The organism is Breoghania sp. L-A4 (assembly GCF_003432385.1).
GTDB lineage: Bacteria > Pseudomonadota > Alphaproteobacteria > Rhizobiales > Stappiaceae > Breoghania.
The window spans coordinates 1,246,456-1,269,219 of sequence record NZ_CP031841.1 but is presented as its reverse complement, the minus strand read 5'-3'; the positions used below and the strand labels follow the sequence as shown (position 1 = coordinate 1,269,219).

General features: G+C 64.1%; 16 protein-coding genes and 2 pseudogenes. 6 read left to right on the top strand and 12 right to left on the bottom strand.

The features are described from left to right. Window positions 1–36 precede the first annotated feature (36 nt). A complete protein-coding gene (locus D1F64_RS05905) occupies window positions 37–1,188 on the bottom strand; it encodes a PAS domain S-box protein (RefSeq protein ID WP_117411665.1) in 1,152 nt (383 codons plus the stop codon). 940 nt (window positions 1,189–2,128) lie between these two features. On the opposite strand from D1F64_RS05905, the gene D1F64_RS05900 reads away from it, so the two are divergent. Next, window positions 2,129–5,659 carry a NahK/ErcS family hybrid sensor histidine kinase/response regulator gene (locus tag D1F64_RS05900; RefSeq protein WP_117411664.1) on the top strand — a complete coding sequence of 1,177 codons (3,531 nt, stop codon included), beginning with the start codon at window positions 2,129–2,131 and terminating at the stop codon, window positions 5,657–5,659. 21 nt (window positions 5,660–5,680) lie between these two features. On the opposite strand, the pseudogene D1F64_RS05895 reads toward D1F64_RS05900, so the two are convergent. Beyond that, window positions 5,681–6,345: pseudogene (locus D1F64_RS05895) on the bottom strand (response regulator transcription factor). 743 nt (window positions 6,346–7,088) lie between these two features. On the opposite strand from D1F64_RS05895, the gene D1F64_RS05890 reads away from it, so the two are divergent. Together D1F64_RS05890 and D1F64_RS05885 are read left to right on the top strand one after the other, a co-directional pair. Continuing rightward, window positions 7,089–8,060 carry an alpha/beta hydrolase gene (locus tag D1F64_RS05890; protein ID WP_205470669.1) on the top strand — a complete coding sequence of 324 codons (972 nt, stop codon included), beginning with the start codon at window positions 7,089–7,091 and terminating at the stop codon, window positions 8,058–8,060. Window positions 8,061–8,207: 147 nt separating this feature from the next. Continuing rightward, window positions 8,208–9,080, top strand: coding sequence for a thioesterase family protein (locus tag D1F64_RS05885; protein ID WP_117414456.1), 873 nt, complete (start codon window positions 8,208–8,210; stop codon window positions 9,078–9,080). Between the two features lie 45 nt (window positions 9,081–9,125). Here D1F64_RS05885 and D1F64_RS05880 read toward each other — a convergent pair whose 3' ends face one another. The 3 genes from D1F64_RS05880 to D1F64_RS05870 form a co-directional block, all read right to left on the bottom strand. Further along, on the bottom strand, window positions 9,126–9,638 hold the full coding sequence (locus D1F64_RS05880; protein WP_117411663.1) for a hypothetical protein: 513 nt from the start codon (window positions 9,636–9,638) through the stop codon (window positions 9,126–9,128). Between the two features lie 122 nt (window positions 9,639–9,760). Beyond that, on the bottom strand, window positions 9,761–10,396 hold the full coding sequence (locus D1F64_RS05875; protein WP_117411662.1) for a 2-hydroxychromene-2-carboxylate isomerase: 636 nt from the start codon (window positions 10,394–10,396) through the stop codon (window positions 9,761–9,763). Window positions 10,397–10,556: 160 nt separating this feature from the next. After that, the gene (locus D1F64_RS05870; protein ID WP_117411661.1) at window positions 10,557–12,782 is read right to left on the bottom strand and encodes a 3-hydroxyacyl-CoA dehydrogenase NAD-binding domain-containing protein; all 2,226 of its coding nucleotides are present in this window, start codon (window positions 12,780–12,782) and stop codon (window positions 10,557–10,559) included. A 157-nt stretch (window positions 12,783–12,939) separates the two neighbouring features. Here D1F64_RS05870 and D1F64_RS05865 point away from each other — a divergent pair, with 157 nt between their 5' ends. After that, window positions 12,940–13,698 (top strand): EAL domain-containing protein, encoded by a 759-nt coding sequence (locus D1F64_RS05865; RefSeq protein WP_117411660.1) that lies wholly within the window; start codon window positions 12,940–12,942, stop codon window positions 13,696–13,698. Window positions 13,699–13,760: 62 nt separating this feature from the next. Here the strand turns inward: D1F64_RS05865 and D1F64_RS05860 are convergent, their stop codons facing one another. The 7 genes and pseudogenes from D1F64_RS05860 to D1F64_RS05830 all read right to left on the bottom strand — a co-directional run bounded on the left by D1F64_RS05860 (window position 13,761) and on the right by D1F64_RS05830 (window position 19,747). Continuing rightward, complete coding sequence (locus D1F64_RS05860; protein WP_117411659.1) at window positions 13,761–14,219, bottom strand: cupin domain-containing protein; 459 nt, start codon at window positions 14,217–14,219, stop codon at window positions 13,761–13,763. Window positions 14,220–14,253: 34 nt separating this feature from the next. Then, window positions 14,254–14,595 (bottom strand): YciI family protein, encoded by a 342-nt coding sequence (locus tag D1F64_RS05855; protein ID WP_117411658.1) that lies wholly within the window; start codon window positions 14,593–14,595, stop codon window positions 14,254–14,256. 3 nt (window positions 14,596–14,598) lie between these two features. Continuing rightward, entirely contained in the window at window positions 14,599–15,807 is a 1,209-nt protein-coding gene (locus D1F64_RS05850; protein ID WP_117411657.1) for an acetyl-CoA C-acetyltransferase, read from the bottom strand. A 30-nt stretch (window positions 15,808–15,837) separates the two neighbouring features. Continuing rightward, window positions 15,838–16,943, bottom strand: a pseudogene (locus tag D1F64_RS05845) (acyl-CoA dehydrogenase family protein). A gap of 99 nt (window positions 16,944–17,042) precedes the next feature. Then, window positions 17,043–18,839, bottom strand: a complete 1,797-nt coding sequence (locus D1F64_RS05840) for an acyl-CoA dehydrogenase C-terminal domain-containing protein (RefSeq protein WP_117411656.1) — start codon at window positions 18,837–18,839, stop codon at window positions 17,043–17,045. Between the two features lie 231 nt (window positions 18,840–19,070). Next, window positions 19,071–19,544 carry a MerR family DNA-binding transcriptional regulator gene (locus D1F64_RS05835; RefSeq protein WP_117411655.1) on the bottom strand — a complete coding sequence of 158 codons (474 nt, stop codon included), beginning with the start codon at window positions 19,542–19,544 and terminating at the stop codon, window positions 19,071–19,073. Beyond that, a complete protein-coding gene (locus tag D1F64_RS05830) occupies window positions 19,541–19,747 on the bottom strand; it encodes a hypothetical protein (RefSeq protein ID WP_117411654.1) in 207 nt (68 codons plus the stop codon). The genes D1F64_RS05835 and D1F64_RS05830 overlap by 4 nt, the downstream gene beginning before the upstream one ends. A 265-nt stretch (window positions 19,748–20,012) precedes the next feature. Between D1F64_RS05830 and D1F64_RS23135 the strand changes: the two genes are divergently transcribed. Together D1F64_RS23135 and D1F64_RS23130 are read left to right on the top strand one after the other, a co-directional pair. Then, complete coding sequence (locus tag D1F64_RS23135) at window positions 20,013–20,882, top strand: hypothetical protein (protein ID WP_162901330.1); 870 nt, start codon at window positions 20,013–20,015, stop codon at window positions 20,880–20,882. Further along, the gene (locus D1F64_RS23130) at window positions 20,810–22,753 is read left to right on the top strand and encodes a hypothetical protein (RefSeq protein ID WP_162901329.1); all 1,944 of its coding nucleotides are present in this window, start codon (window positions 20,810–20,812) and stop codon (window positions 22,751–22,753) included. Before D1F64_RS23135 ends, D1F64_RS23130 begins: the two co-directional genes overlap by 73 nt. Window positions 22,754–22,764: the final 11 nt, after the last annotated feature.

The following is a 22,764-nucleotide window of genomic DNA, read 5'->3' as shown; positions in this document are numbered from 1 at the left end:
GATAGTGCTATGCTCCCGCGTCCCGACCGCAACACGTCATGGCGCAACGTCCTTGCACACAAGCGGCAACCGTAACGTGAAAGCCGCACCGCGGCCATCTCCGCCCGCATCAACCGTCAGGTCTCCGCCATGGCTTTGGGCAATCGACTTGGAAATCGCCAAACCGAGGCCCAACCCCTTCTTCTTCGTGCTCGAAAATGCCCGGAACAGGTTGCGCAGTTGCGCAGCCGGAATACCCGGGCCTGAGTCGAGAACCTCGACAACGATGAAGTCGCCGGACCGGCGGGTCGCAATGCGAATCCATCCGTCGTCGCTTCCCTTGATCACTTCCAGAGCATTGCGCATCAGGTTGACGAGAATCTGCTGCACCTGCACCGGATCCACGTCGACGTCGGGAAGGTCGTCCTCATCGTCGCGAATGACTCGCACGCTCAAGGTGTACTGGCCGAGCAGCACCAGTTCGAGCGCCTCGTCGATCAGGGAAGGGACATCAACGCTTCTGCGTTCCGCTTCCCGCTTTTCGACAAATTGGCGCATGCGCTGGATGATCTGGCCCGCACGCCTAGCCTCGCGGATCGTCTTGTCGAGAATCTCGCGAATCTTGTCATCGATCCGTCCGTCGTTGGTCTCGGTCTTCCGGTTGACCGCCTGCAGGTACAACATCACGGCGGTCAGCGGCTGGTTCAATTCATGCGCGATGGCCGCACCCATTTCGTCCATCGCATTCATGCGCGCGAAATGCACCAGTTGCGACTGCATCCGGTTCAGCCGGTCTTCCTGGATCTTTCGCGGCCTGAGATCGCGGAGAATGCCGACGAACTGCCGCCCCTCCGGCGTGATTGCCTCACCCACGGAAAGCTCGACAGGGAATTCCTTGCCGCTCTTATTTCGGGCGCGCACCTCGCGGCCGATTCCAATGATGCGGGCCTCGCCGGTCCCCAAATAGTGTTTTACAAAACTGTCGTGATCGCGCGCATAGTCTTCCGGCATGATGATCTTGACGTTGCGGCCAACGACCTCGGCGCTCGTGTAGCCGAAGAGACGTTCGCAGGCCGCGCTGAACACCAGAATCCGCGCCGCGTCGTCAATGACAACGATGCCGTCCACAGCCGTGTCGAGAACGCTGGACAGCCGCGCATCCGACACGGTCGGTGCCTGTACCAGATTGTCGCTCAGGTCGCTGCGCATCGCTTACTCCGCACCGCTGTAACCCATTCGTTCATGGCGCCCCGACAGGGGTCCGGCAACGTCCTGTCTCGCGCATCACACGTTTAGAATCCGTAGCTTACGCCGATTGTACGGTCGAGTGCCATAGGCTCCGCAAAGATGAATGACCGAGACGCCGCACGCCCTCGCCGATCTGGCTGGATCCGGCAAGCGTCCGGATGGCGAATGACGCCGTGACCGACGTGTGGCCGAAGCCGCGGCCACAACGACACGCGTGGGCGCGATGCCGAAGAGACAGGCGCGGACATCGCTCACGAGTGCGGTCAGACTCTGAAAACCCTTACAGAGACGTCGGTCCATGCGCGCTCCCCGCCGCAATCGCATATCCACTGGCTTCGGCTTGCAATACCCGAGCGTTCCGGCAACCCAGCATATCTCTCTCACAAGGAAATACTTCCATTACACTTACAGCGTAACAGTCAGAAGTGACGGAGAGAAGGTCAATTTTGACGCGTCTAACACACGATGCATTGATGCAATTGACAATAAATTCCGATTTAATACCCATCTACAGCCATTTTCAGGAAAACATCGCAGCCTCGACTATTGCCCCAACTGGATTGAGTCGCGCACGTTCCCTGGCGGTATGATCGTTGCGGATGGGCGTCATGGGAGCGGCATCCGCATTGTCTCACTGCGGGGCGGCGCGCCTTTCAAGACGATCCTCACCCTCCACGCGCATGAGACGGCGAACGACGAGCGGGGCGGATCCCTTAGACCCACGCGCGGCCCCCGCGCTCCGGCTCAACCGTCATGTTGTCCCAGCAGCTTGATATCGACCGGCTTTCGCCAATTCAGCCGAGAACCCGGGGGCAAAGCCGATCTGGACAAGATTTCGCAACTGTGTTCGGATCACGCACTTTCGGAAACATTCTGTGGCCACGCAGGCCGAAGAGGACCGATGCTTCAAGGCTGGGTCGTCGCCGTTTCGGCGCTCGTCTATATCGGACTGCTATTCGCCGTCGCCAGCTACGGCGACCGGGCGGCGCGCACCGGACGTCCCGGTCGCGGCCGGGCGATGATCTACGCCCTTTCGCTGGCCATTTACTGCACCTCGTGGACGTTCTTCGGTTCGGTGGGATTGGCCGCCCAAGACGGGTTCGAGTTCCTGACCATCTACATCGGGCCCGCGCTGCTTTTCGCCGCCGGGTTCCCAATCATCCGGCGGATCATCCGGCTGGCCAAGGCCGAGCGCATCACCTCGGTCGCCGACTTCATCGCCGCGCGCTATGGCAAGAGCCAAACGGTGGCCGCCGTTGTCACGATCATCGCGGTGATCGGCTCAATTCCGTATATCGCTCTGCAACTCAAGGCCGTATCGCTCTCCGCCTCCACCCTGCTGGCGCCGATGGGACCGGAAGCCGGGCTGCATTCCAACTGGCTCATCGGTGACATCGCCCTGCTGGTGACAATTGGCATGGCGATCTTCGCGGTGCTGTTCGGCACGCGCCACATCGACGCCACCGAGCATCAGGAAGGGCTGATGCTGGCGATCGCGGCAGAATCGATCGTCAAGCTCGTCGCGTTTCTCGCCGTCGGTACCTATGTCACCTTCGGCCTCTTCGACGGGCCGTCCGACCTGCTGCGCGCGGCGCGCGCCATGCCGGAAGTCACAGAGGTCTTTTCGCGCGAGCTCAACGGCGGCACCTGGATGGTGCTCACCATGCTGTCGATGTTCGCGGCGATCCTGCTGCCCCGGCAGTTCCATGTCGCGGTTACCGAGAACAACGACCAGAAGGAACTGCGCCTGGCGGTCTGGCTGTTTCCGCTCTACCTGGTGCTGATCAACCTGTTCGTCATTCCGATCGCCGCCGCCGGCATGTTGCGGTTCGGCAGCGCGGTGGACGCCGACATCTTCGTGCTGGCGCTGCCGATGACGGCCGACGAGCCGCTGATCACGATGGTCGCCTTCATCGGCGGACTGTCTGCGGCAACGGCCATGGTCATCGTTGCCAGCGTGGCACTGGCGATCATGATTTCCAACGACCTCGTAATGCCCCTGGTGCTTCGCCGTCGCTTCGATGACGTGAAGGAGCTCAAGGACATGGGGCGCTTCCTGCTCTATGTCCGGCGCACCGCGATCTTCACCACCTTGCTGCTGGGATATGCTTATTATCGCGCCGCGGGCGACAGCGCGGCGCTGGCCTCCATCGGGCTGTTGTCGTTTGCCGCGATCGCCCAGCTCGCGCCGGCGTTCTTCGGCGGGCTGATCTGGCGGCAGGCCACGGCCCGCGGCGCCATCGCCGGCATGGTCTCGGGCTTCCTGGTGTGGTTCTACACATTGCTTCTGCCGACCTTCGCCGCATCCGGCATCCTTCCGGCGACGCTGCTCTCCGAAGGGCCCTTCGGTTATGCGATGCTGCGGCCACAGGCGCTGTTCGAACTGACCGCCGATCCTTTCATCAACGGCGTCTTCCTGAGCCTGTCGATCAATCTCATCGCTTATATTATCGGATCCCTGAGCCGATTGCCGGAGCCAACCGAACGCTTGCAGGCAAACGTGTTCCTGCCCAGCGACTTCTCGCCCAGCCCATCGCTTCGGTTGTGGCGCACCTCGGTAACGAACGACGATCTGCGCAGCACCGTGGCACGCTATCTCGGCGAGGAACGCACCAATCGCTCGTTCGACAGTTTCTGTCGCGAACACGACATCAACATCGATCCGAACGCCCCCGCGGAAGCGCAGGTGCTGCGTTTTTCGGAGCAGTTGCTCGCCAGTGCCATCGGCGCCGCCTCCTCGCGACTGGTGCTGTCGCTGCTAGCCAAGCGCCGCGACCCCGCGTCCAAGGGTGCGATGAAGCTGCTGGACGACGCCACGACGGCCATCCAGTACAACCGCGATCTGCTGCAGACCGCGCTCGACCAGGTGCGCCAGGGCATTTCCGTGTTCGACAAGGACCTGCGGCTGATCTGCTGGAACCGGCAGTTCAGGTCTCTGCTCGGGCTGCCGCCGGAATACGGACAGGTCGGCACGCCGCTGGATGCGATCCTGCGCTATCAGGCGGAGCGCGGCGAATTCGGTCTCTCGTCGGTTCAAGCCCAGGTTTCGGAACGCCTCGACGCCCTGGCCGTGCGGATGGAAACATTCCAGGAGCGGATCGCCTCGACCGACATGGTGCTTGAGGTGCGCACCAATCCGATGCCCGGCGGCGGTATCGTGACGACCTACACCGACATCACCGACCGGGTTCTGGGCGAGCAGGCGCTGGCACGCGCCAACGAGACCCTGGAGCGCCGCGTGCGCGAGCGCACCGAGGAACTGACCCGGGTGAACCAGGAACTGATCCGCGCCAAGGCGACCGCGGACGACGCCAATCTGGGCAAGACACGCTTCCTGGCTGCCGCCGGACACGACATCCTGCAACCACTCAACGCCGCGCGCCTTTACGCCTCAAGCCTCGTCGAGCGCTTTGAATCGGGCCGCGACTACGAATTGGTGCGCAATGTGGAATCCTCGCTTGAGTCGGTCGAAGAGATCATCGGCGCGGTGCTCGATATCTCGCGGCTCGACGCGGGCAACATGCAGCCCGAGCTGTCCGCCTTCCGGCTCGACGAGATCCTCAATCAGTTGCGCATGGAGTTCGAACCGGTCGCCCAGGAGAAGAACCTGAAGCTGACCATCATGGAGACTTCGCTGGCGGTACGCTCGGACCGCCGGCTGCTCCGGCGGCTGCTGCAAAACCTTGTCTCCAACGCCATCAAGTACACGGGCTCCGGCCGGGTCCTGGTCGGATGCCGGCGGAGGCACGGGCGCATCAGTGTCGAGGTGTTCGACACCGGGATCGGCATTCCCGTCTCCAAGCGCAAGGCGATCTTCATGGAATTCCATCGTCTCGACGACGGCGCCCGGGTGGCCCGGGGACTGGGGCTCGGGCTGTCGATTGTCGACCGCATCAGCCGTGTGCTGGAGCATCCCGTGCAGATCACCTCGCAGGTGGGCGACGGCTCGCGATTCTCCGTGGAAATTCCGCTCGCCGCGGCGCAACCGGAGAAGAAAAAGAAACAGGCCCCGCCTGTCAGCCAACGCAACCTTGACGGCATGCTGGTGCTGGTGATCGACAATGAGCCCAACATCCTGTCGGGAATGGATGCGTTGCTCGCGGGCTGGAACTGCCGCGTCCAGACCGCGCTCGATCCGAGCCAGGGCGCTCTTCAAATCCAGGATCTCGGCGAGACCCCGGACATCCTGCTGGTCGACTACCATCTGGACAATTGCAGCGGCATTGACGCTGTGGCGGAACTGCGCGGGCTGTTCGGCACGGACATTGCCGCCATCCTGATCACCGCGGACCGAACCCCCGCGGTGCGCAAGGAGGCTTCCGCGCACGGCATTCATATTCTCAACAAGCCGGTCAAACCCGCCGCACTGCGTGCGCACCTGATCCGGGTGCGCAACCTTCAACGCCAGGTAGAACGGCCTGCGGCGGAATAGGAATCGCCGTTGCTAAGAGGATTATTCGGAGGTGGCCAACTGCCACTGGCCGACTTCGATCTTGGACGCGGCAATGACCGCCTGAGTGCGGCTCTCCACCCCAAGCTTCTGCAAGATCGCCGAGACATGGGCCTTGACGGTCGCCTCCGAGACACTGAGCTCATAGGCGATCTGCTTGTTCAGCAGGCCTTCACTGAGCATCATCAGCACGCGTACCTGCTGCGGCGTCAGGGTTGCGAGCTGTTGAACGAGTCCGGCGGTTTCATCCTCAGCCTCAAGGTCCACCTCCGGCGGCGACCAGGTGCCCCGCGCATCACCGCCAGGACGGCGCCGCGGATGACATCGATGCCGAAGGATTTGGGAATGAAACCGGAGGCGCCAAATTCCATGCACGTGCGGATGGCGACCGGATCCTCGTTGGCGGAGACAATGACGATCGGGATGCCGGGATGCTGAGCGCGCAGGTACATCAGGCCTGAATAGCCGCGCATGCCCGGCATGGTCAGATCGAGCAGGATCAGATCGACGTCGTCGGACACATCCAGCCGCGCCGCGACATCGTCAAGCGCGCCCGCCTCCTCGATGACGGACCCGGGATACACACTCTCGATCGTCTGCCGCAAGGCACCGCGAAACAACGGATGATCGTCCGCAATGATGAAGTGATGCGACGACTGCTCAGCCAACTCGTCTTCCCTCCCGATTGTGCCTGATGTCCGGCGGCGGCCCCCAAGCCCTTGCCGGGTATGGCACGGTCCGCGGTTCCTCCCGATCTTTCGCCGGCGGCGGACTGTTTTGTTATTGATAGGAGGTATCACACCGTCAAGCAAATACTCAAAGACGAAACGGCGCGCTTAACGCGCTGGATCCGGGAGTCCGGCGCCGCGCAGCTGCGTGAGGATCGCGCTGGTGAAAGGCACCGCCCGGCGGCAATACTGGGCATGCGAAATACAGACGCCCGACCCGTGGCAATTTCGATGAGGGAAGTCCGCGAGCGGAAGTCCCGGCCCGAACGGTCGCGGGTATGTCCTGCGCTCTGATCATGACCGAAGCACAACGGATGCGTCGAGAGTGCCGCTTTGAAAAGGAACTGGAAGAAACCGGCCGGCGAACACCAGATTTTTCGCAGCACAAACCATGGAGATCTTGGCGAACGTCGAGCGCGGATTGAACCGCCGCCCTGCTCTGCTTGCCGCACCAATCCGGGCGGCCGCGAGCAAGAACGGCCACCTGCGGCGCTGTCTGCGCGGTCCTCCGGACTGCCCTGAACCATGCACGCTTCATACTCCCCGCAAAGAGCATTTCCCTGCAGCATCGCACGCGCCGGACATTGAATCAGGCCGGCTTGGCATGACGCGGCGCGGAGGGTAGCGTGTGCCCGATCCAGCGCACATCGCGTGCGCCATCTCATTCTGTCCGGTCCCCGCCCATGCCCCTGCCCGATCCCACTGTCTTCTCCGACGAGGCCATCAGCGACGAGACCCGCCGCTTCAACGCGGAGACCCTCGCGACGCTTTCCGCGCTTCCCGACCAATGGAGCGTGCCCCCCGACGTGATACGGCGGCTGCGCGCCGAAGGACGCGGCCCCTTTCCCCTGCCGCCCAAGTGCCCGCGCGCCGAGACCGTGACCATCGACGGGCCGCACGGCCCCGTGCCCTTGCGCATCATCCCTCCGGAAAACGGCACGCCGACGGGTGTTTTCCTGCATGTCCACGGCGGCGGCTGGACGTTCGGCACGGCGGATTCGCAAGACGACCGGCTGGACGAGATCACCCGCCGCACCGGAGCCGCAGTGATATCGGTCGAATACCGGCTGGCGCCCGAACATCCCTACCCGCAGGGTCCCGACGATTGCGAAGCGGCCGCGCTGTGGCTCCTGCGCGAAGCCACGACGCGTTTCGGGACCGACCGCCTTGCCATCGGCGGGGAATCCGCCGGCGCTCATCTCGCCGTTGTGACCATGGTTCGCCTGCGCGACTGGCACGGACTGACACCGTTTTGCGCGGCCGCCCTGACGGCGGGATGCTTCGACATGCGGCTGTCGCCCAGCGCCCGGAATTGGGGCTCCGACAAGCTGATCCTGAACACCCGAGACATCACCAAATTCGCGCAGGGCTTTCTTGGCGATGGACAAGACCGGTCCAATCCTGATATCTCCCCGATCAACGCGGATCTCAGCCGTCTGCCTCCCGCACTGTTCTCCATAGGCACCCGTGATCCTCTGCTCGACGACAGCCTGTTCATGGCCGCCCGCTGGCAGGCCGCCGGATGCGGCACGGAGTTGAGCGTCACTCCCGGCGGATGCCACATGTTCCAGGCCTTTCCGTTGAGAATCGCGCACGAGAGCAATGCGGAAATCGACGGCTTCCTCCGCGCCCATATCGGAGCGCCGTCCGTCTAGCCGGACGCAATGCTCTGACATCCGTTCGCCGATCAATGCGCCGGTTCCGGGCGAATGCCTCACCGCCCGGCCGATCTGACCGGCATTCCGCCGTACTCCGGCTTCTGCGCGATCCGCAATACCCGCGCCAACCTCGGGATAGCTGCAATGCCGGCAATCGATACACTGCATTCTTTTGTAAACACATGGGAATGCGACGAAAACGACCACCTCAATGTTCAGTTCTATTTCGCGAAAATCGACGAAGCCGACCGCCAGTTCCGCTTCCTGACCGGATTGAGCGACGCGGTTGTCGGCGTGCGGCGCGTGCGCCACGTGCGCTACCATGGCGAGCTGTTCGCGGCCGCGCTCATCACCGTGCGCTCGTCCGTCGCGTTTGACGGTCCGCATGTCCTTTCCGTGGTGCATGAGATGATCGACGCCTCCAACGGACGCCTCGCGGCAACGGTTCTGGACGGCTATGCTCCCCAGCCCAAGGCCGCGAAGGATCTGCGCAAGCGCTTCGCCGACGTGGATGCACCCATGCCCGAGATGGCCGCACCGCGCAGTTTTGATGCGCCCGCGGCGGCGACCACCGACACGGCGGACGTCCTGTTGAAAGCCGGCGCGCTCTCCGTCAACCGCGCCACCGTAATGCCGCGCGACTGCACCGCAGAAGGCCGCGCGGAAGACCGCTTCCTGCTGAACTGCTTCACCGACGGCGCACCGCATCTTTGGGAACGCACCGCCATGACGCGCGCCTGGCTGGAGAAGAACGACTACGGCCGGGTGGCCATGGAAATGAAGCTGAGCTACGGCACCGTGCTCAAGGCGGGAACGCCGGTCCAGGTGATGTCAGGCTTCACGGGTGTCTCGAAAAAGACCTTCAGCTTTCGCCATCATCTGTTCGACAGCGCGGCGGGCCGTCTCGCCGCGGTGATGGATGTGACCGCGCTGGTGATGGATCTCGAGGCCCGCAAGGCGGTGCCGTTGTCCGATGCCGCGCGCGCTGACATCACCCGGCTTCAGTTGAAGCCATAGTCCAGACACCAATCCGCGGGATCACCGGAATGCGGTCCTGCGGGTTTACAAGCCCTTTTCGTATTCCTCGCGCATTGTCTTCATGAAGCCGAAGAAACGACGCATGGCGTGCTCGCTGAAATCGACGAACTTGTCGATCTGACGTTTTTCGCTTTCCGTCAGCTCGGGCTCCTTGCGCGGCTTCGTGGACGGAGCGTTTTCCGCGCCACCCTCACCGCTGCGTGGCAATTCGGTTTCGGCACTGCTGGCGATATCCCGCAGCCGGGCCTCAAGCTCACTCACGCGCGCGATCAGCCGCTCGTTTTCCTGCTCCAGGGCGTAGATGTCGGCATCCAGCGCCACTTGCGCATCCGGCACGGGCACGCAGGACCAACGATCCTCGCTTCCCTTGCAAAGAGACACCGCGCCCGTCTTGCGGTCGAGACGCAGGAATCCGTCGGACGTTTCGCTCATGGTGTAACGCTGCGCGTCGTCCCCATCGGGCGGCGCACCGCGACCGACGTCATCGCTCAGGGCCACGCCCGGCACCAGACAGGCGGCGACCGTGGCGGCCAGCATTGTCCCGCGCATCCCATACTCCCTGTTGCGAACGCGCTCCGCGAGTTACCCGATCTTCAATGACGCGAAACTGTGGCGGGGTTCGGGCGCCCCGGAAGGCTCGAGGGCGCCCGCCGCTTTCATCAGGCCGCGGGGCTCACGGGCCGATAGGGCGCACGGCCGGAACTCAGGGCATCGTCCAGCAAATCGAGCCGGTCCTGGCCGAAGAAGACCTCACCGTTGAGCACATAACTGGGCGACCCATAGACACCGGCATCGATCGCGGTCTTGCAGTTCGCCTCGTAGGCCGCCTTGATCTCGTCGGACTTGGCTTCCGCGAGCACCGCCGCGCTGTCCTCGCCGATGGCGTCGAGAATTCCGGCGATCGTCGCCTCATCGGCCAGTTCCTGATCCTGCGTCCAGCAGGCATTGAAGGCCCGGCGCGAGAAATCCGCGACCTTCGGGCTTTCATGCTTGATCAGGACGATGGCCGTGCAATCGACCAGCACCGGGTTCGTCGGGAAATGCGCGGGCTGAAGCTTGAGCGGCACGCCGCGCTTCTCGCGCCAGCGCTGCAGTTCCAGGAACCTGTAGTCCTGGCGCGCCGGGTGACGCTTGGCGAGCGGCAGTCCGCCCGTCTCCGGAAACACCTGGCCGAGGTTCACCGGGCGAAAATTGATCTTTGCGCCGTGCTTCTTCGCCAGTTCCATGAAGGCGTCATGGCCGAGAAATGCCCATGGAGAGATATGCGAATAATAATAGTCGAGCGTTACCGTCATGATGCCCCGTCCCTTGCTGATTTGGTTTTCAGAACAATGCGCTGCCCGGCCGGCGGCGGCAAGCCAAAGCCGATCACGGCCGCGTCACTGCACCTCGTTCCATCGAACAGAACCACGGAGGACGGCCGGGGCGCCCTCTCGCGCCCCGTCCGCCCCCCGATCAGGCGGCCTTGTCGGAGCGCGCCTGGCCCGCGCCCTTGCCGAAGCGGCCATAGAACGTCTCGCCGTTCTGCGCCATCTCGCGCAGCAGCTTGTTCGGCTTGAAGCGGGGGCCATATTTCTTGGTGAACGCCTTGCACAGATCCAGGAACGTCTGGGTGCCCATGCCGTCGATGTAGGACAGCGTACCGCCGGTGAACGGCGCGAAGCCGAACCCGAGGATTGAGCCGACGTCGGCCTCGCGGACATCGGTGAGCACCTTTTCCTCGAAAATGCGCGCGGTCTCCAGCGCCTGCATCACCAAAAGCCGCTGCTTGAGCTCCTCGACATCGAAACTGTCAGCGGCTTTCGGCGCGCCAGTCACGTCGGTCAGTGCCGGCCAGAGATGCTTCTTGCCGCCCTCGGGATAGTCGAAAAACCCCTTGGCGTTCTTGCGCCCGAAGCGTTCGCGCTTGACGACCATTTCCTCCAAAATGTGATCGAGCGGACCAGCAACATACTTGTCGCCCATGTCCTTGCGGGTGGCGGAGACGATTTTCCAGGCGAGATCGAGCGCGACCTCATCAGCCAGCGTCAGCGGGCCAACCGGCATGCCGGCCATGCGTCCGACGTTCTCGACCATCGCGGCCGGAACGCCGTCGCCCAGCATGAGAAGGCCCTCGCGGATATAGGTCATGACGACGCGAGACGTGTAGAAGCCGCGCGCGTCATTGACCACGATCGGGGTCTTCTTGATGGCGCGAATATAATCGAGCGCCATGGCCAGCGCCGAGTCGCCGGTTTTCTTGCCCAGGATCACCTCGACCAGCATCATCTTGTCGACGGGCGAGAAGAAGTGAATGCCTATGAAATCCTTCGGCCGCTTGGATGCCTGCGCCAGCGAGGTGATCGGCAGCGTGGAGGTGTTGGAGGCAAAGATCGCCCCGCTCTTCATCTGGGCCTCGGCGGCTTCCGTGACGCCCTTCTTGACCTCGCGGTCCTCAAACACCGCCTCGATGACCAGATCGCAGTCCTTGAGATCCGCGTAGTCGTCGGTGGGCTGGATACGCGCGAGCAGCGCCTCGCGGGCCTCCGGCGTCGCCCGGCCGCGCTTCACCTGCTTGGAGATCAGCTCGTCGGAATGCGCCTTGCCCTTCTCCGCCGCGGCCATGTCGCGATCGAGCAGCACCACGTCGATGCCCGCCTTGGCGGTCACAAACGCCACGCCGGCACCCATGAAGCCGGCGCCGAGAATGCCGACCTTCGCAATCGTGTTGGCGGGCTCCGCCTCGGGGCGCCGCGCGCCCTTGTTCAGCTCCTGCATGGAGACGAACAGCGAGCGGATCATGGCGGCTGCTTCCGGGCTCTGCAGCACGTGGGCGAAGTAGCGGCTTTCGACCTGCAGCGCCAGATCCATCGGCAGTTGCAAGCCTTCATAGACCGACTGCATGATGGCGCGCGCGCCGGGGTAGTTGTCGAACGTCTCGCGCCGGTAGATCGCGTTGGCGGCCGGCCAGAACTGGAAGCCCTGTGGCGAATAGATCCGGCCCGCGGGCGGCTTGAAGCCCTTCTTGTCCCATGGCTGGACGGGATCGAGACCGGCCGTGATCAGGCTCTTGGCCGTGGCCACCAGCGCGTCACCCGGCACCACATCGTCGATCAGCTTCATGCCCTTGGCCTGCTTGCCGCCGAGCTGGCGGCCCTGCAGCAGGAACTGCAGCCCGGCCTGGGCCTCGCACATGCGCATGACGCGCTGGGTGCCGCCGGCGCCGGGGAACAACCCCACCTTCACCTCTGGCAGTCCGATCTTCAGCTTGTCGCTGTCGGATGCGACGCGGGCGTGGCAGGCCAGCGCCAGCTCCGTGGCGCCACCCATGCAGGTGCCGTTGATCGCCGCCACCCACGGCTTGCCGCAGGTCTCAAGCCGCCGGTAGAGCAGCGACAGACGGCGCGAACCGTCAAACAGGGCCTTCGCGGCCGCTTCCACATCACCGCTTTTCCGTTCGGCATGGTAGCTGCGCAGCAGACCATCGAGCATTGTCAGATCGGCGCCACCGGAGAACCCTTCCTTTCCGGACGTGACAACCACACCCTTGATGGCCTCGTCGGCGGTCACATCGGCGATGATCTGTTCCAGATCGTCCATCACATCGATCGTGAAGACGTTCATCGACCGGTCCGGCATGTCCCAGGTGACAAGCGCGATGCCGTCGGCATCGGTTTCAAGCGTGAAATTCTTGTAAGCCATGATTTCCTCCTCAAGGGACGATCGGGGGCGCCAGCAGCGGGCGCGATGCCGCTCGGTCGCCTGATGAAAATTCGGATGCCGAAGTAACCGATTTTTCAATCGCTTCGGCGCAGATTGGCGGCAATCGATTCTGTCTGGATGCAGGAAAGGGCGGGCAATGGTCTCTTGCCAGGGATGCAGCGACGGCGCGGCGCTCGACTTCGAGTTCACGATGGCGTTTCAGCCGATCGTTGACGTGATTGAGGCTCGCGTGTGGGGCTACGAGGCGCTTGTGCGCGGTCCGCAGGGACAGTCCGCGTATTCCGTGCTCTCGAATGTGACAGAGCAAAACCGCTACCGCTTCGACCAGGCCTGCCGCGTCAAGGCCATCGAAATGGCCGCGGAGCTGTTTCCGAACGACGCCACGCACCTGTCGATCAACTTCATGCCCAACGCCGTCTACGAGCCGGCAGCCTGCATCCGCGACACGCTGCTGGCCGCTGACCGCACCGGCTTCGACTGCAATCGCATCATGTTCGAGTTCACCGAAAACGAGCCGATGATCGACACCGATCATGTCAACCGGATCATCTCCGAGTATCGCAAACACGGCTTCATCACCGCGATCGACGATTTCGGCGCCGGCTTCGCCGGCCTCAAGCTTCTCGCCGATTTTCAGCCCGACCTGATCAAGCTCGACATGGACCTCGTGCGCGACATCCATCTCAGCGCCGCGCGCCGGGCCATCGTCGCGGCCGTGGTGCAGATGTGTCGCGAACTGGACATCCGGCTGTTGGCGGAAGGCATCGAGTGCGAGGAGGAGGCCATGGTGCTCAAGGCGGCCGGCATCCGTCTGATGCAGGGCTATCATTTCGCCCGTCCGGCCACGGGCGCGCTGCCGGCGATCGACGCGTCGCGCGACATTGCCGCCGCCTGAGCGAACGAGCGGGCGCAATACAGTCTCCAGCAGATGGGGCCGGCCATGCCGGTGTCTCTCGCTCAGTACGGCGTTCCATCCAGATGCGTGAAAAGGGCCTTGCCGGTGCTGGAATCATAGAGCAGATCCTCGCCCGGATAGTGGCCGCGCTCGCCGTTTGAGCGCGTGCCGATCTCCAGCAGCACGACATCGCCATCGCTGCGGTTGACGATGCAATGACCGACCGCGACGTTGGCCTTGAACCCGGCCGCCTCGCCGGCCTTGAGCACGGTTTCCGCATCGCCTTCCACCAGCACCGCCTCGCCCTCCAGGACGAACACCAGTTCGTCCTCCTTCTCGTGCCAGTGCTTGAGCGCGGAGGCGGCGCCCGGCGCAAGCCGCGTCAGGTTGACGCCGAACTGGTCGAGCCCGACCGCATCGCCGAGCTGCTTGCGCGCGCGGCCCTTCACTGCCTCGGCCAGCTTGCCCGGATAACCGGTGGAGGTGCGCACCGGAAGGGAAGCAATATCGATCTTCGGCATTCGTCTCGTCCCGTCTTCTGGCTGCTCCGCCGTCTCACGCACGCGTGTCGCGCACAACGGCAAGCCGGTAGCTTTGAACAATGCACGTCATGATGCCGCCGGTGACGGCGGGATCCTCTCCCACAAAGGCCTCGGCTTCGGCCCGCGTTCCGGCCTCGAAAATCACCAGACCGAGGGTTCCCTCCGACAGCCACCCGGCGGCGTCGGTGTCATCGGTGCGCCCGGCGAGCATCACCCGGCCCGCGGCGGCCTCCGCCTTCAACCGCTCGAAGTGCGCGGCGCCAGCGGCCGTATCCGCCTCGCTCCAGGCGGCGGGGTCACGCAAGTCGGGCCGCAGCCGATAGACGCCAAGCCAGAGACCAATCCCGCCGGACACGGGTCACACCCGCTCGATGATCGTCGCCGTCCCCATGCCGGCGCCGATGCACAGTGTGACCAGCGCCACGTTGAGATCGCGGCGCTCGAGCTCGTCGAGCACGGTGCCCAGGATCATCGCGCCAGTGGCGCCGAGCGGATGGCCCATGGCGATGGCGCCGCCGTTGACGTTGACCTTCGATGCATCCAGCCCCAGCGCCTGCTGGTAGCGCAGCACCACGGAAGCGAAAGCCTCATTGATCTCGAAGAGGTCGATGTCGTCGACCGTCATCTTCGCCTTCTTGAGCAGCTTGTGCGTCACATCCACGGGGCCTGTGAGCATCAGGGCGGGATCGGAGCCGATGTTGGCGAAGGCGCGGATCTTGGCGCGCGGCGTCAGTCCGGAGGACTTGCCCGCCTTGCGGTTTCCGATGAGCACGGCGGCCGCACCATCGACGATGCCGGACGAATTGCCGGCGTGATGGATGTGCTTCACCGCCTCCACTTCCGGATGCGCCTGGATGGCCACGGCATCGAAACCGCCCATGGAGCCCATCAGCTCGAACGAGGCGTTGAGCGCGGCCAGCGACTGCATGTCCGTGCCGGGCCGCATGTGCTCGTCGCGGTCGAGAATGGTAATGCCGTTGACGTCCCGGACCGGGATCACCGAGTTCTTGAAGTAGCCCGCGTCCCAGGCCTTGCCGGCGCGCTTCTGGCTTTCCACCGCGTAGGCGTCGACGTCGTCGCGCGAAAAGCCGTATTTCGTGGCGATCAGATCGGCGGAGACGCCCTGCGGCATGAAGTAGGACGGAAGCGCCACCTGCGGATCGATCGGCCATGCGCCGCCCGACGCGCCGATGCCGATGCGGCTCATGCTCTCCACGCCGCCTGAGATCACCATGTCGTGCTGGCCGGACATGACCTGCGCCGCGCCCGTGTTGACCGCATCGAGGCCCGAGGCGCAGAAGCGGTTGATCTGCATGCCGGGCACGCTGTCTGGATAACCCGCGGCAAACACCGCGGCGCGGGCGATGTCGCCGCCGGCCTCGCCGACCGGATCGACACAGCCGAGGATCACGTCGTCAACAATGCCTGTGTCGAGACCGTTGCGCTCGCGCACCGCCTCAAGCGTTGCCGCGGCCAGGCCCACGGCGGGCACCTCATGCAGTGCACCGTCAGGCTTGCCGCGTCCGCGCGGGGTGCGCACGTGGTCGAAAATATAAGCGTCGGGCATAACAATCTCCCGTGAGTGGACCGCTGCGGCTCAGAGGCTGCGGGCGATCAGGACCTTCATGATCTCGTTCGTGCCGGCATAGATCCGCTGGACGCGGGCGTCCTGGTACATGCGGGCAATCGGATATTCGTTCATGTAGCCATAGCCGCCGTGCAGCTGCAGGCATTCATCGACAATCTTGCACTGCAGATCCGTCAGCCAGTATTTGGCCATCGAGGCGGTGGTCGCGTCGAGCGCGCCCCTGATGTGGCGGTCGATGCAGTCGTTGACGAAGACCCGGCCGATGGTCGCCTCGGTCTTGAGCTCCGCCAGCTTGAACTGGGTGTTCTGGAATTCCAGGACCGTCTTCCCGAAAGCCTTGCGCTGCTTCACGTAGTCGAGCGTCACATCGAGCGCGCGCTCGATCATCGCCATCGCCTGGACGGCAACCAGCAGGCGCTCCTGCGGCAGCTGCTCCATCAACTGATAGAAGCCGCGCCCCTCCTCGGCGCCGATCAGCGCATCGGCCGGCACGCGGACGTCGTCGAAGAACAGTTCCGAGGTATCGTTGCCCTTCAGGCCGATCTTGTCGAGGTTGCGGCCGCGCCGGAACCCTTCGACCTGATCCGTCTCCACCACGAACAGCGACGTGCCTTTCGATCCGGCCGTCGGGTCGGTCTTGGCGACGACGATGATCAGATTGGCAAGCTGGCCGTTGGTGATGAAGGTCTTCTGGCCGTTGATGACGTAGTGGTTGCCATCCTTCTTCGCCGTGGTGCGCACGCCCTGCAGATCGGAGCCGGCGCCCGGCTCCGTCATCGCGATGGCGCCGATGAGTTCGCCGGTGGCGAGTTTCGGCAGCCAGCGGCTTTTCTGCTCCTGCGAGCCGTAATGCAGGATATAGGGAGCGACGATGGCGGAATGCAGGGCGATGCCGAAATGGTCAAAGCCCATATGACCCAGCACATGGGTGATCACGCTTTCATGCGCGAATGTGCCGCCCGCGCCGCCGAATTCCTCGGGCATGGCCGCGCAGAGCAATCCGGCCTCGCCGGCCTTCTCCCAGGCAGCCCGGGTCACGCATCCAGCCTCCACCCAGTCCTCGAAGTCGGGGCGACTTCGCGCTCGAAGAACCTGCGCGAAGCGTCCTCCAGCATGACGAGTTCCTCGTCCATCCACGCGGGGGCCGGCACGTCCAGTGCTGTCATGCGTCTGTTTCCTCCCAAAAACGGTGTATTGGCGCCAAGCGGCGGGCGTCAGAAAGCGTCCGCCGCCAGTTCCATCATGGTGTCGGAACCTGTCGAGATGCGGGCGAGATGTGCCCCGGTCTCGGGCATCAGCCGCTGCATGAAGAACCGGCCCAGCACCAGCTTGGTCTTGAGGAAGTCTTCTTTGCCGGTGCCGCCGTTGGCAAGCTTTTCGTTCGCGGCCTTGGCGATCTGCGCCCACATGTAACCGAGCGCCACCAGACCGAAGAGGTGCATGTAGTCGTTGGACCCGGCGCCGGCGTTGTCCGGTTTGGCCATCGCATTCTGCATGAACCACATGGTGGCCTGCTGCAGATGATCAAGCCCCTGTTTCAGCGGCTTGGTATAGTCGGCCAGCGCCTCATCCTCGGCGTTCTCCTGCAGGAACGTGCCCACTTCATTGAAGAAACTCATGACCGCGCGGCCGCCGTTGGCCGGCAGCTTGCGGCCCACAAGATCCAGCGCCTGGATGCCGTTCGCACCCTCGTAGATCATGGCGATACGGACGTCGCGGACGAACTGCTCCATGCCCCATTCCGCGATATAGCCATGGCCGCCGTACATCTGTTGCGCCATGACCGCATTGTCGAAGCCCTTGTCCGTCAGCACGCCCTTGAGCACCGGCGTCATCAGCCCCATCAGGTCGTCGGCCGCCTGGCGGGTCTTTTCGTCCTCGGAACGGTGAGAGATGTCGCCCTTGAGCGCGGTCCACAGCATCAGCGCGCGCGCCGCCTCATTGAACGACCGGATGGTCATCAGCACGCGGCGCACGTCCGGATGGACGATAATCGGATCCGCGGCCTTGTCCGGTTCCGCGGCGCCTGAAAGCGCGCGGCCCTGGATGCGTTCCCGCGCATAATCGGCGGCGTTCTGGTAGGCGACCTCGGACTGCGCCAGCCCCTGCACGGCAACCCCGAGCCGCGCCTCGTTCATCATGATGAACATGGCGCGCAGGCCCTTGTTTTCCTCGCCCACGAGCCAGCCCGTGGCCCCGTCATAGTTCATGACGCAGGTCGAATTGCCGTGGATGCCCATCTTCTCCTCAAGCGAACCGCAGACGACCGCGTTGCGCGCCCCCAGCGATCCGTCCTCGTTGACGAGCACCTTCGGCACCACGAAAAGCGAAATGCCCTTGGTGCCCTCGGGCGCGCCCTCGATGCGCGCCAGCACCAGATGGACGATATTGTCGGTCAGGTCGTGCTCGCCGGCGGAAATGAAGATCTTGGTACCCGAAATGGCATAGGAACCGTCGGGCTGCGGCACGGCCTTGGTGCGGATAAGACCGAGATCGGTGCCGCAATGCGGTTCCGTCAGGTTCATCGTTCCCGACCATTCGCCGGAGATCATCTTCGGAAGATAGGTCTGCTTCTGGCTATCCGACCCATGAGTGGTCAGCGCCGCGATGGCGCCCTGGGTGAGCCCCGGATACATCGCGAAGGCCATATTGGCCGAGGACATGAACTCACTCATGCTGGCCGCCAGCGTGTGCGGAAGCCCCTGCCCTCCGTATGCCGGATCCGCGGCGAGGCCGATCCAGCCGCCCTCCACATAGGACTTGTATGCCTGCTTGAAGCCCGTGGGCGTTGTCACCGACCCATCGTCGTTCCGCGTGCAGCCCTCGGTATCGCCGACACGGTTGAGCGGCTGCACCACTTCCTCGCAGAAGCGGGCACCCTCGGTCAGAATGGCCTCGACCATGTCCGGCGATGCATCGACAAAGCCGGGCAGATTGTTGTAGCGGTCGAAACCGAGCACGTCGTTCAGAAGAAACAGAACGTCTTGGACTGGAGCGTTGTAGCGGGGCACGGCATTGTCCTCCCTGACATGGCTTGGCCTGCATGGCATCGCCGAATCCGGCGCGGCACTGGCGCCCAATTCAACATGACGTTTGCGTAAACGTCAGCTTTGTAGCGTTATAGGATGTCGCCGCGCCCGCGACAATGGTCTCCTTACGGCATGTCGCGCACAAACGCACGGGCAACAAACCACGGTCCAAAGCACAGCCGGAACAACGGCCTATATTGTCAACGCGGACGCCTACTCGCCCGCTGCTTCCTTCTGCTTCAACATGCCCGACACGATCTGGACCGTGCGTCCGAGTTCGTCGATCGCCTGCTCGATGTCCGACTTCTGTTTCTGCAGCACGCCGATCTGCTCGGAGAATTTGTCGAGCGCAACGCGCAACTGCGTGACCTGACCGTCGCGCAAATCATAGAGATCGAGCATATCGAGGATCTCGTTGAGCGAGAAGCCGACATTCTTGCCCATCAGGACGAGTTTGAGGCGCGCCCGGTCGCGACGCGTGTAAATGCGGGTGAGACCGGCACGACGGGGATTGAGAAGCCCCTTGTCTTCATAAAAGCGCAGGGTGCGCAGGGTAATCCCGAATTCCTTGGCAAGCTCGCCGATGGAAAAACTGGTCTTCTTGCTCGACTTGTCCGACGCGGCCATCGCGGAAACGATGTCGTCGTCCAGCGAAAGAGGGTCGTTCAGAGATAGTGCTTCACTCATGGATCCATTCCGATTGATTGCGCCGGCAGGTCGTTGACCCGAAACCGGGTGCGCGCATCCAGCCGCCGCGACGAGAGCCCGAATTGTGAGGCACGGTCATCGGACGGCAGCACGGCACCAGCTTTTGCCGTCACATAGCTTACGTGAACGTAAACGTCCAGAGCGTGCTCAGAGATTTCCAGCGGGCGGTCGATTTGACGCATCGGGAACCAAGGCGTCTCCTGCGTTCGCGTCCCTTGGCCGCGAGATACTGAAACGCAACAATCAGGCGAAATCGTTAATTTCGATTAACTTGTAATTTCAACAAGATCGCCCTCATTAACTCGACGTTTACCCTGTCTGTTAAAGATTGCTCAACAGAACAAGCCTGCTCAATCACGCCAAAAGCGGCGTCCGATTGGCCAGGAGATGGTGTGCCGACACGTCAGCCGGTCCTATCGGTATTCAGTGGTATAGCGGAGACGCCTCATGTCGTGGAGCGTTCGTGGTGTGGACAATGATGCCCGCGAGTGGGCCCTCGAAGCAGCGCGCGAGGCCGGAGTCCCGGTCGGCGAGTGGCTGAACGGGCTTATCCGCAAGGGCGCGCACGCTCCGCAGCCGCAGGAAGCACCGCGTGCGCATATCCAGGAAAGATCCAGGGAAGCCGTGAGAGCAAAAGAACCTCTTCGAGATCGCGTGGAACGTCTGAGCAATACGGCCACGGCCGCACGTCGCCACGCTCCGGCGGCGCCGCGCGACGCGACGGCCCAGGACGGCGACATGCAGCAAGTCGCGGAAATCGCCCGGGCGCTCGATGATCTGCTTGGCGAGACCCGGGCACGCGGCCGCGCGGCGCCACAACAGCCCGAACCGCGCGACACCGCGCCGCGCAAGCGCACAAACAACGATACCGCTCGCGCCAAGCGCGTTGAACGGGTGCTGGCGACACTGGACAATCTCGACCGCCGCGTTCGCACGCTTGCCGGCGACAGCGCGGCCAGCCCGCAAGCCGCAACGCAGACCCGGGACAGGGCTCGCCCGCACGGCCGACGCCAGGGCCGGCGGCGGCGCCGCGCAAACGGTCGCTGCAATCCGCGATCGACGAGATTTCAGCACGAAAGAACGACCTGCGAGGGCCGCATGATGGTTCCCCGCGACGCGAACGCGCCGAGACACCGCAGACGCGCGGCGGCGGTGACATCGACCAACATTTCAGCGCCCTCGCCGGGCGCATCGACTCGCTTCGCGAACCGCGCGACGCGGAGTTCGACGGCCTGCGAACGGAGATGGCGGATCTGCGCCAGGCGATCGTCAGCCATGAGCGCGGCGGCGCCAGCCGTCGTGACCTCAGCGACATGAACCGGCTCGCTGATCTGGTCGAACGCCTTCATGGAGAAGCCGCCGGCACCGACACCATCGACGCCCTGCGCTCGGAGATCGCGCAACTGCGCGAGGCGGTGATCGACAACAACATCGACGGCACAGTGAAGACGCTCGAGCTTGGCTACGGCCATATCGTCCAGCGGCTTGACGAACTGCGGCGGATGGTCGGAGATCCCCGGATCCTGAACGGGCTGGACGACCGGCTCGTCGATATCGAGAACACGCTGGCGAACCTGCCGAAGCTGAATGAATTTCAAGCTCTCGAAGATCGTCTCGGCAATCTGTCCGACCGCCTCGAACGGGCCGCGAACCAGGGCAGCGGCGTGGACGTGGTGCATCTGGAAAACGAGATCCAGGCGCTGCGGCGGATGATCAGCGAACTCGACGTGCGCGATGTGGTGCGCAGCGTCGATGACCGGCTGCGCGGCGTCGCCGAGCGGATCGGCGAGCTCGAGCATGCGCTGACGCAATCCGGCGATGTCGGCGAACGGATCACCGCGATGGAACAGCGGTTGCCGGAGACCGATGCCTTCGACCGGCTCAACCATCGTCTGGAACGCATCTGCACGATGCTGTCGGAAGATCGCGCCAGCGCGAAACCCGATCGCGTCGACGCGCGTCTGAGCGAAATCGTCGGACGGCTCGACAGCATCGAGCGGCGACCCGCGGACGATACGAAATACGACACGATCCTCGATCTTCTGGCCACGCGTATCGACGCGCTAACGGACAAGCTTGACGCGTTCAACACCAATCCGCCGGGCCTGGACATGCTCGAAGCGGCCGCTCGGCGCATCGATGACGCCGTCGAGCGCGTGTCGGACACGCGCCGCTATGACGATCTGCAGTCGCAGATCGGTGCGCTCGTCACCAGTTTTGACGACAGCGCGCCTTCGGAACACCAGAACGGCGACATAGCCTCGCTGCGCCGCGATGTGGCGGAGCTCCGGCGCGAACTGACGCAGCCCGATCGTCTTGCCGAAATTCTTGAGCCGCAGATCCGGGAGCTGGCGCGCGCGCTGACAAGCGGCGACCGGGTGACGCCCGACGACGCGGCTCTGGCGCGCATCGAGCAACAGATTGCCGTGATCGCGGGGCAGTTGGACGCGACCGAAGATCGCCTGTCCGGGCTCGGTGAAATCGAGGCGGCTCTCGGCCAGATCGGCGGCGCGCTGAGCGACGGCCGGCACTCCGGCGCCGTTGAATCGCCGGGCCATACGGACCAGCGGCATGACGACATTGACGCGTTGCGCGGCGATCTCAGCCGCCTGATGCGGGCCGCCGGCGCCGGATCGCTCGACGCGGATGCGGGCGTCGCCGAAATCCAGTCGGCCCTGAACGCCATTGTCGATCGTTTGTCGATGCTTGAGGACGACGCCGCCGAGGTTCAGGAGCACGCCGGATACGCGATGGCCGGACAGGGCGGACGCGCGGCGCATGTCACCATGCCCGCACAATCCTTCGCGGCCGGCGCAACCGGCGGCGGGCGCGGCGGCAACCAGCCCCCCAGACCCCGATGGAAAGCGCCCTGGAATCGGCGCTCGCCGGCGACCATGCGCGCGCCGCCGGTGACGACGCCTATCTGCCCGCGGATCTGCCACTGGAACCGGGAAGCGGCAAGCCGAACCTGGCCGCGCTGCTGCGCGAACACAGCGACCGCGGCGCCCCGCGCGGCTCTGAGGCGGACGCACCCGAGGGCCCGCGCGACCGCAAGGCCGATTTCATCGCCGCCGCGCGGCGCGCGGCCCAGGCGGCCGCGAGCGAGATCGAAGCCGAGAGACTCGGCTCCAGCGCCGCGCCCGAAGACGGAGCCACTGGAGGCCGCCGCAGCCTCCTGGATCGCCTGAAGGGTGGCGCC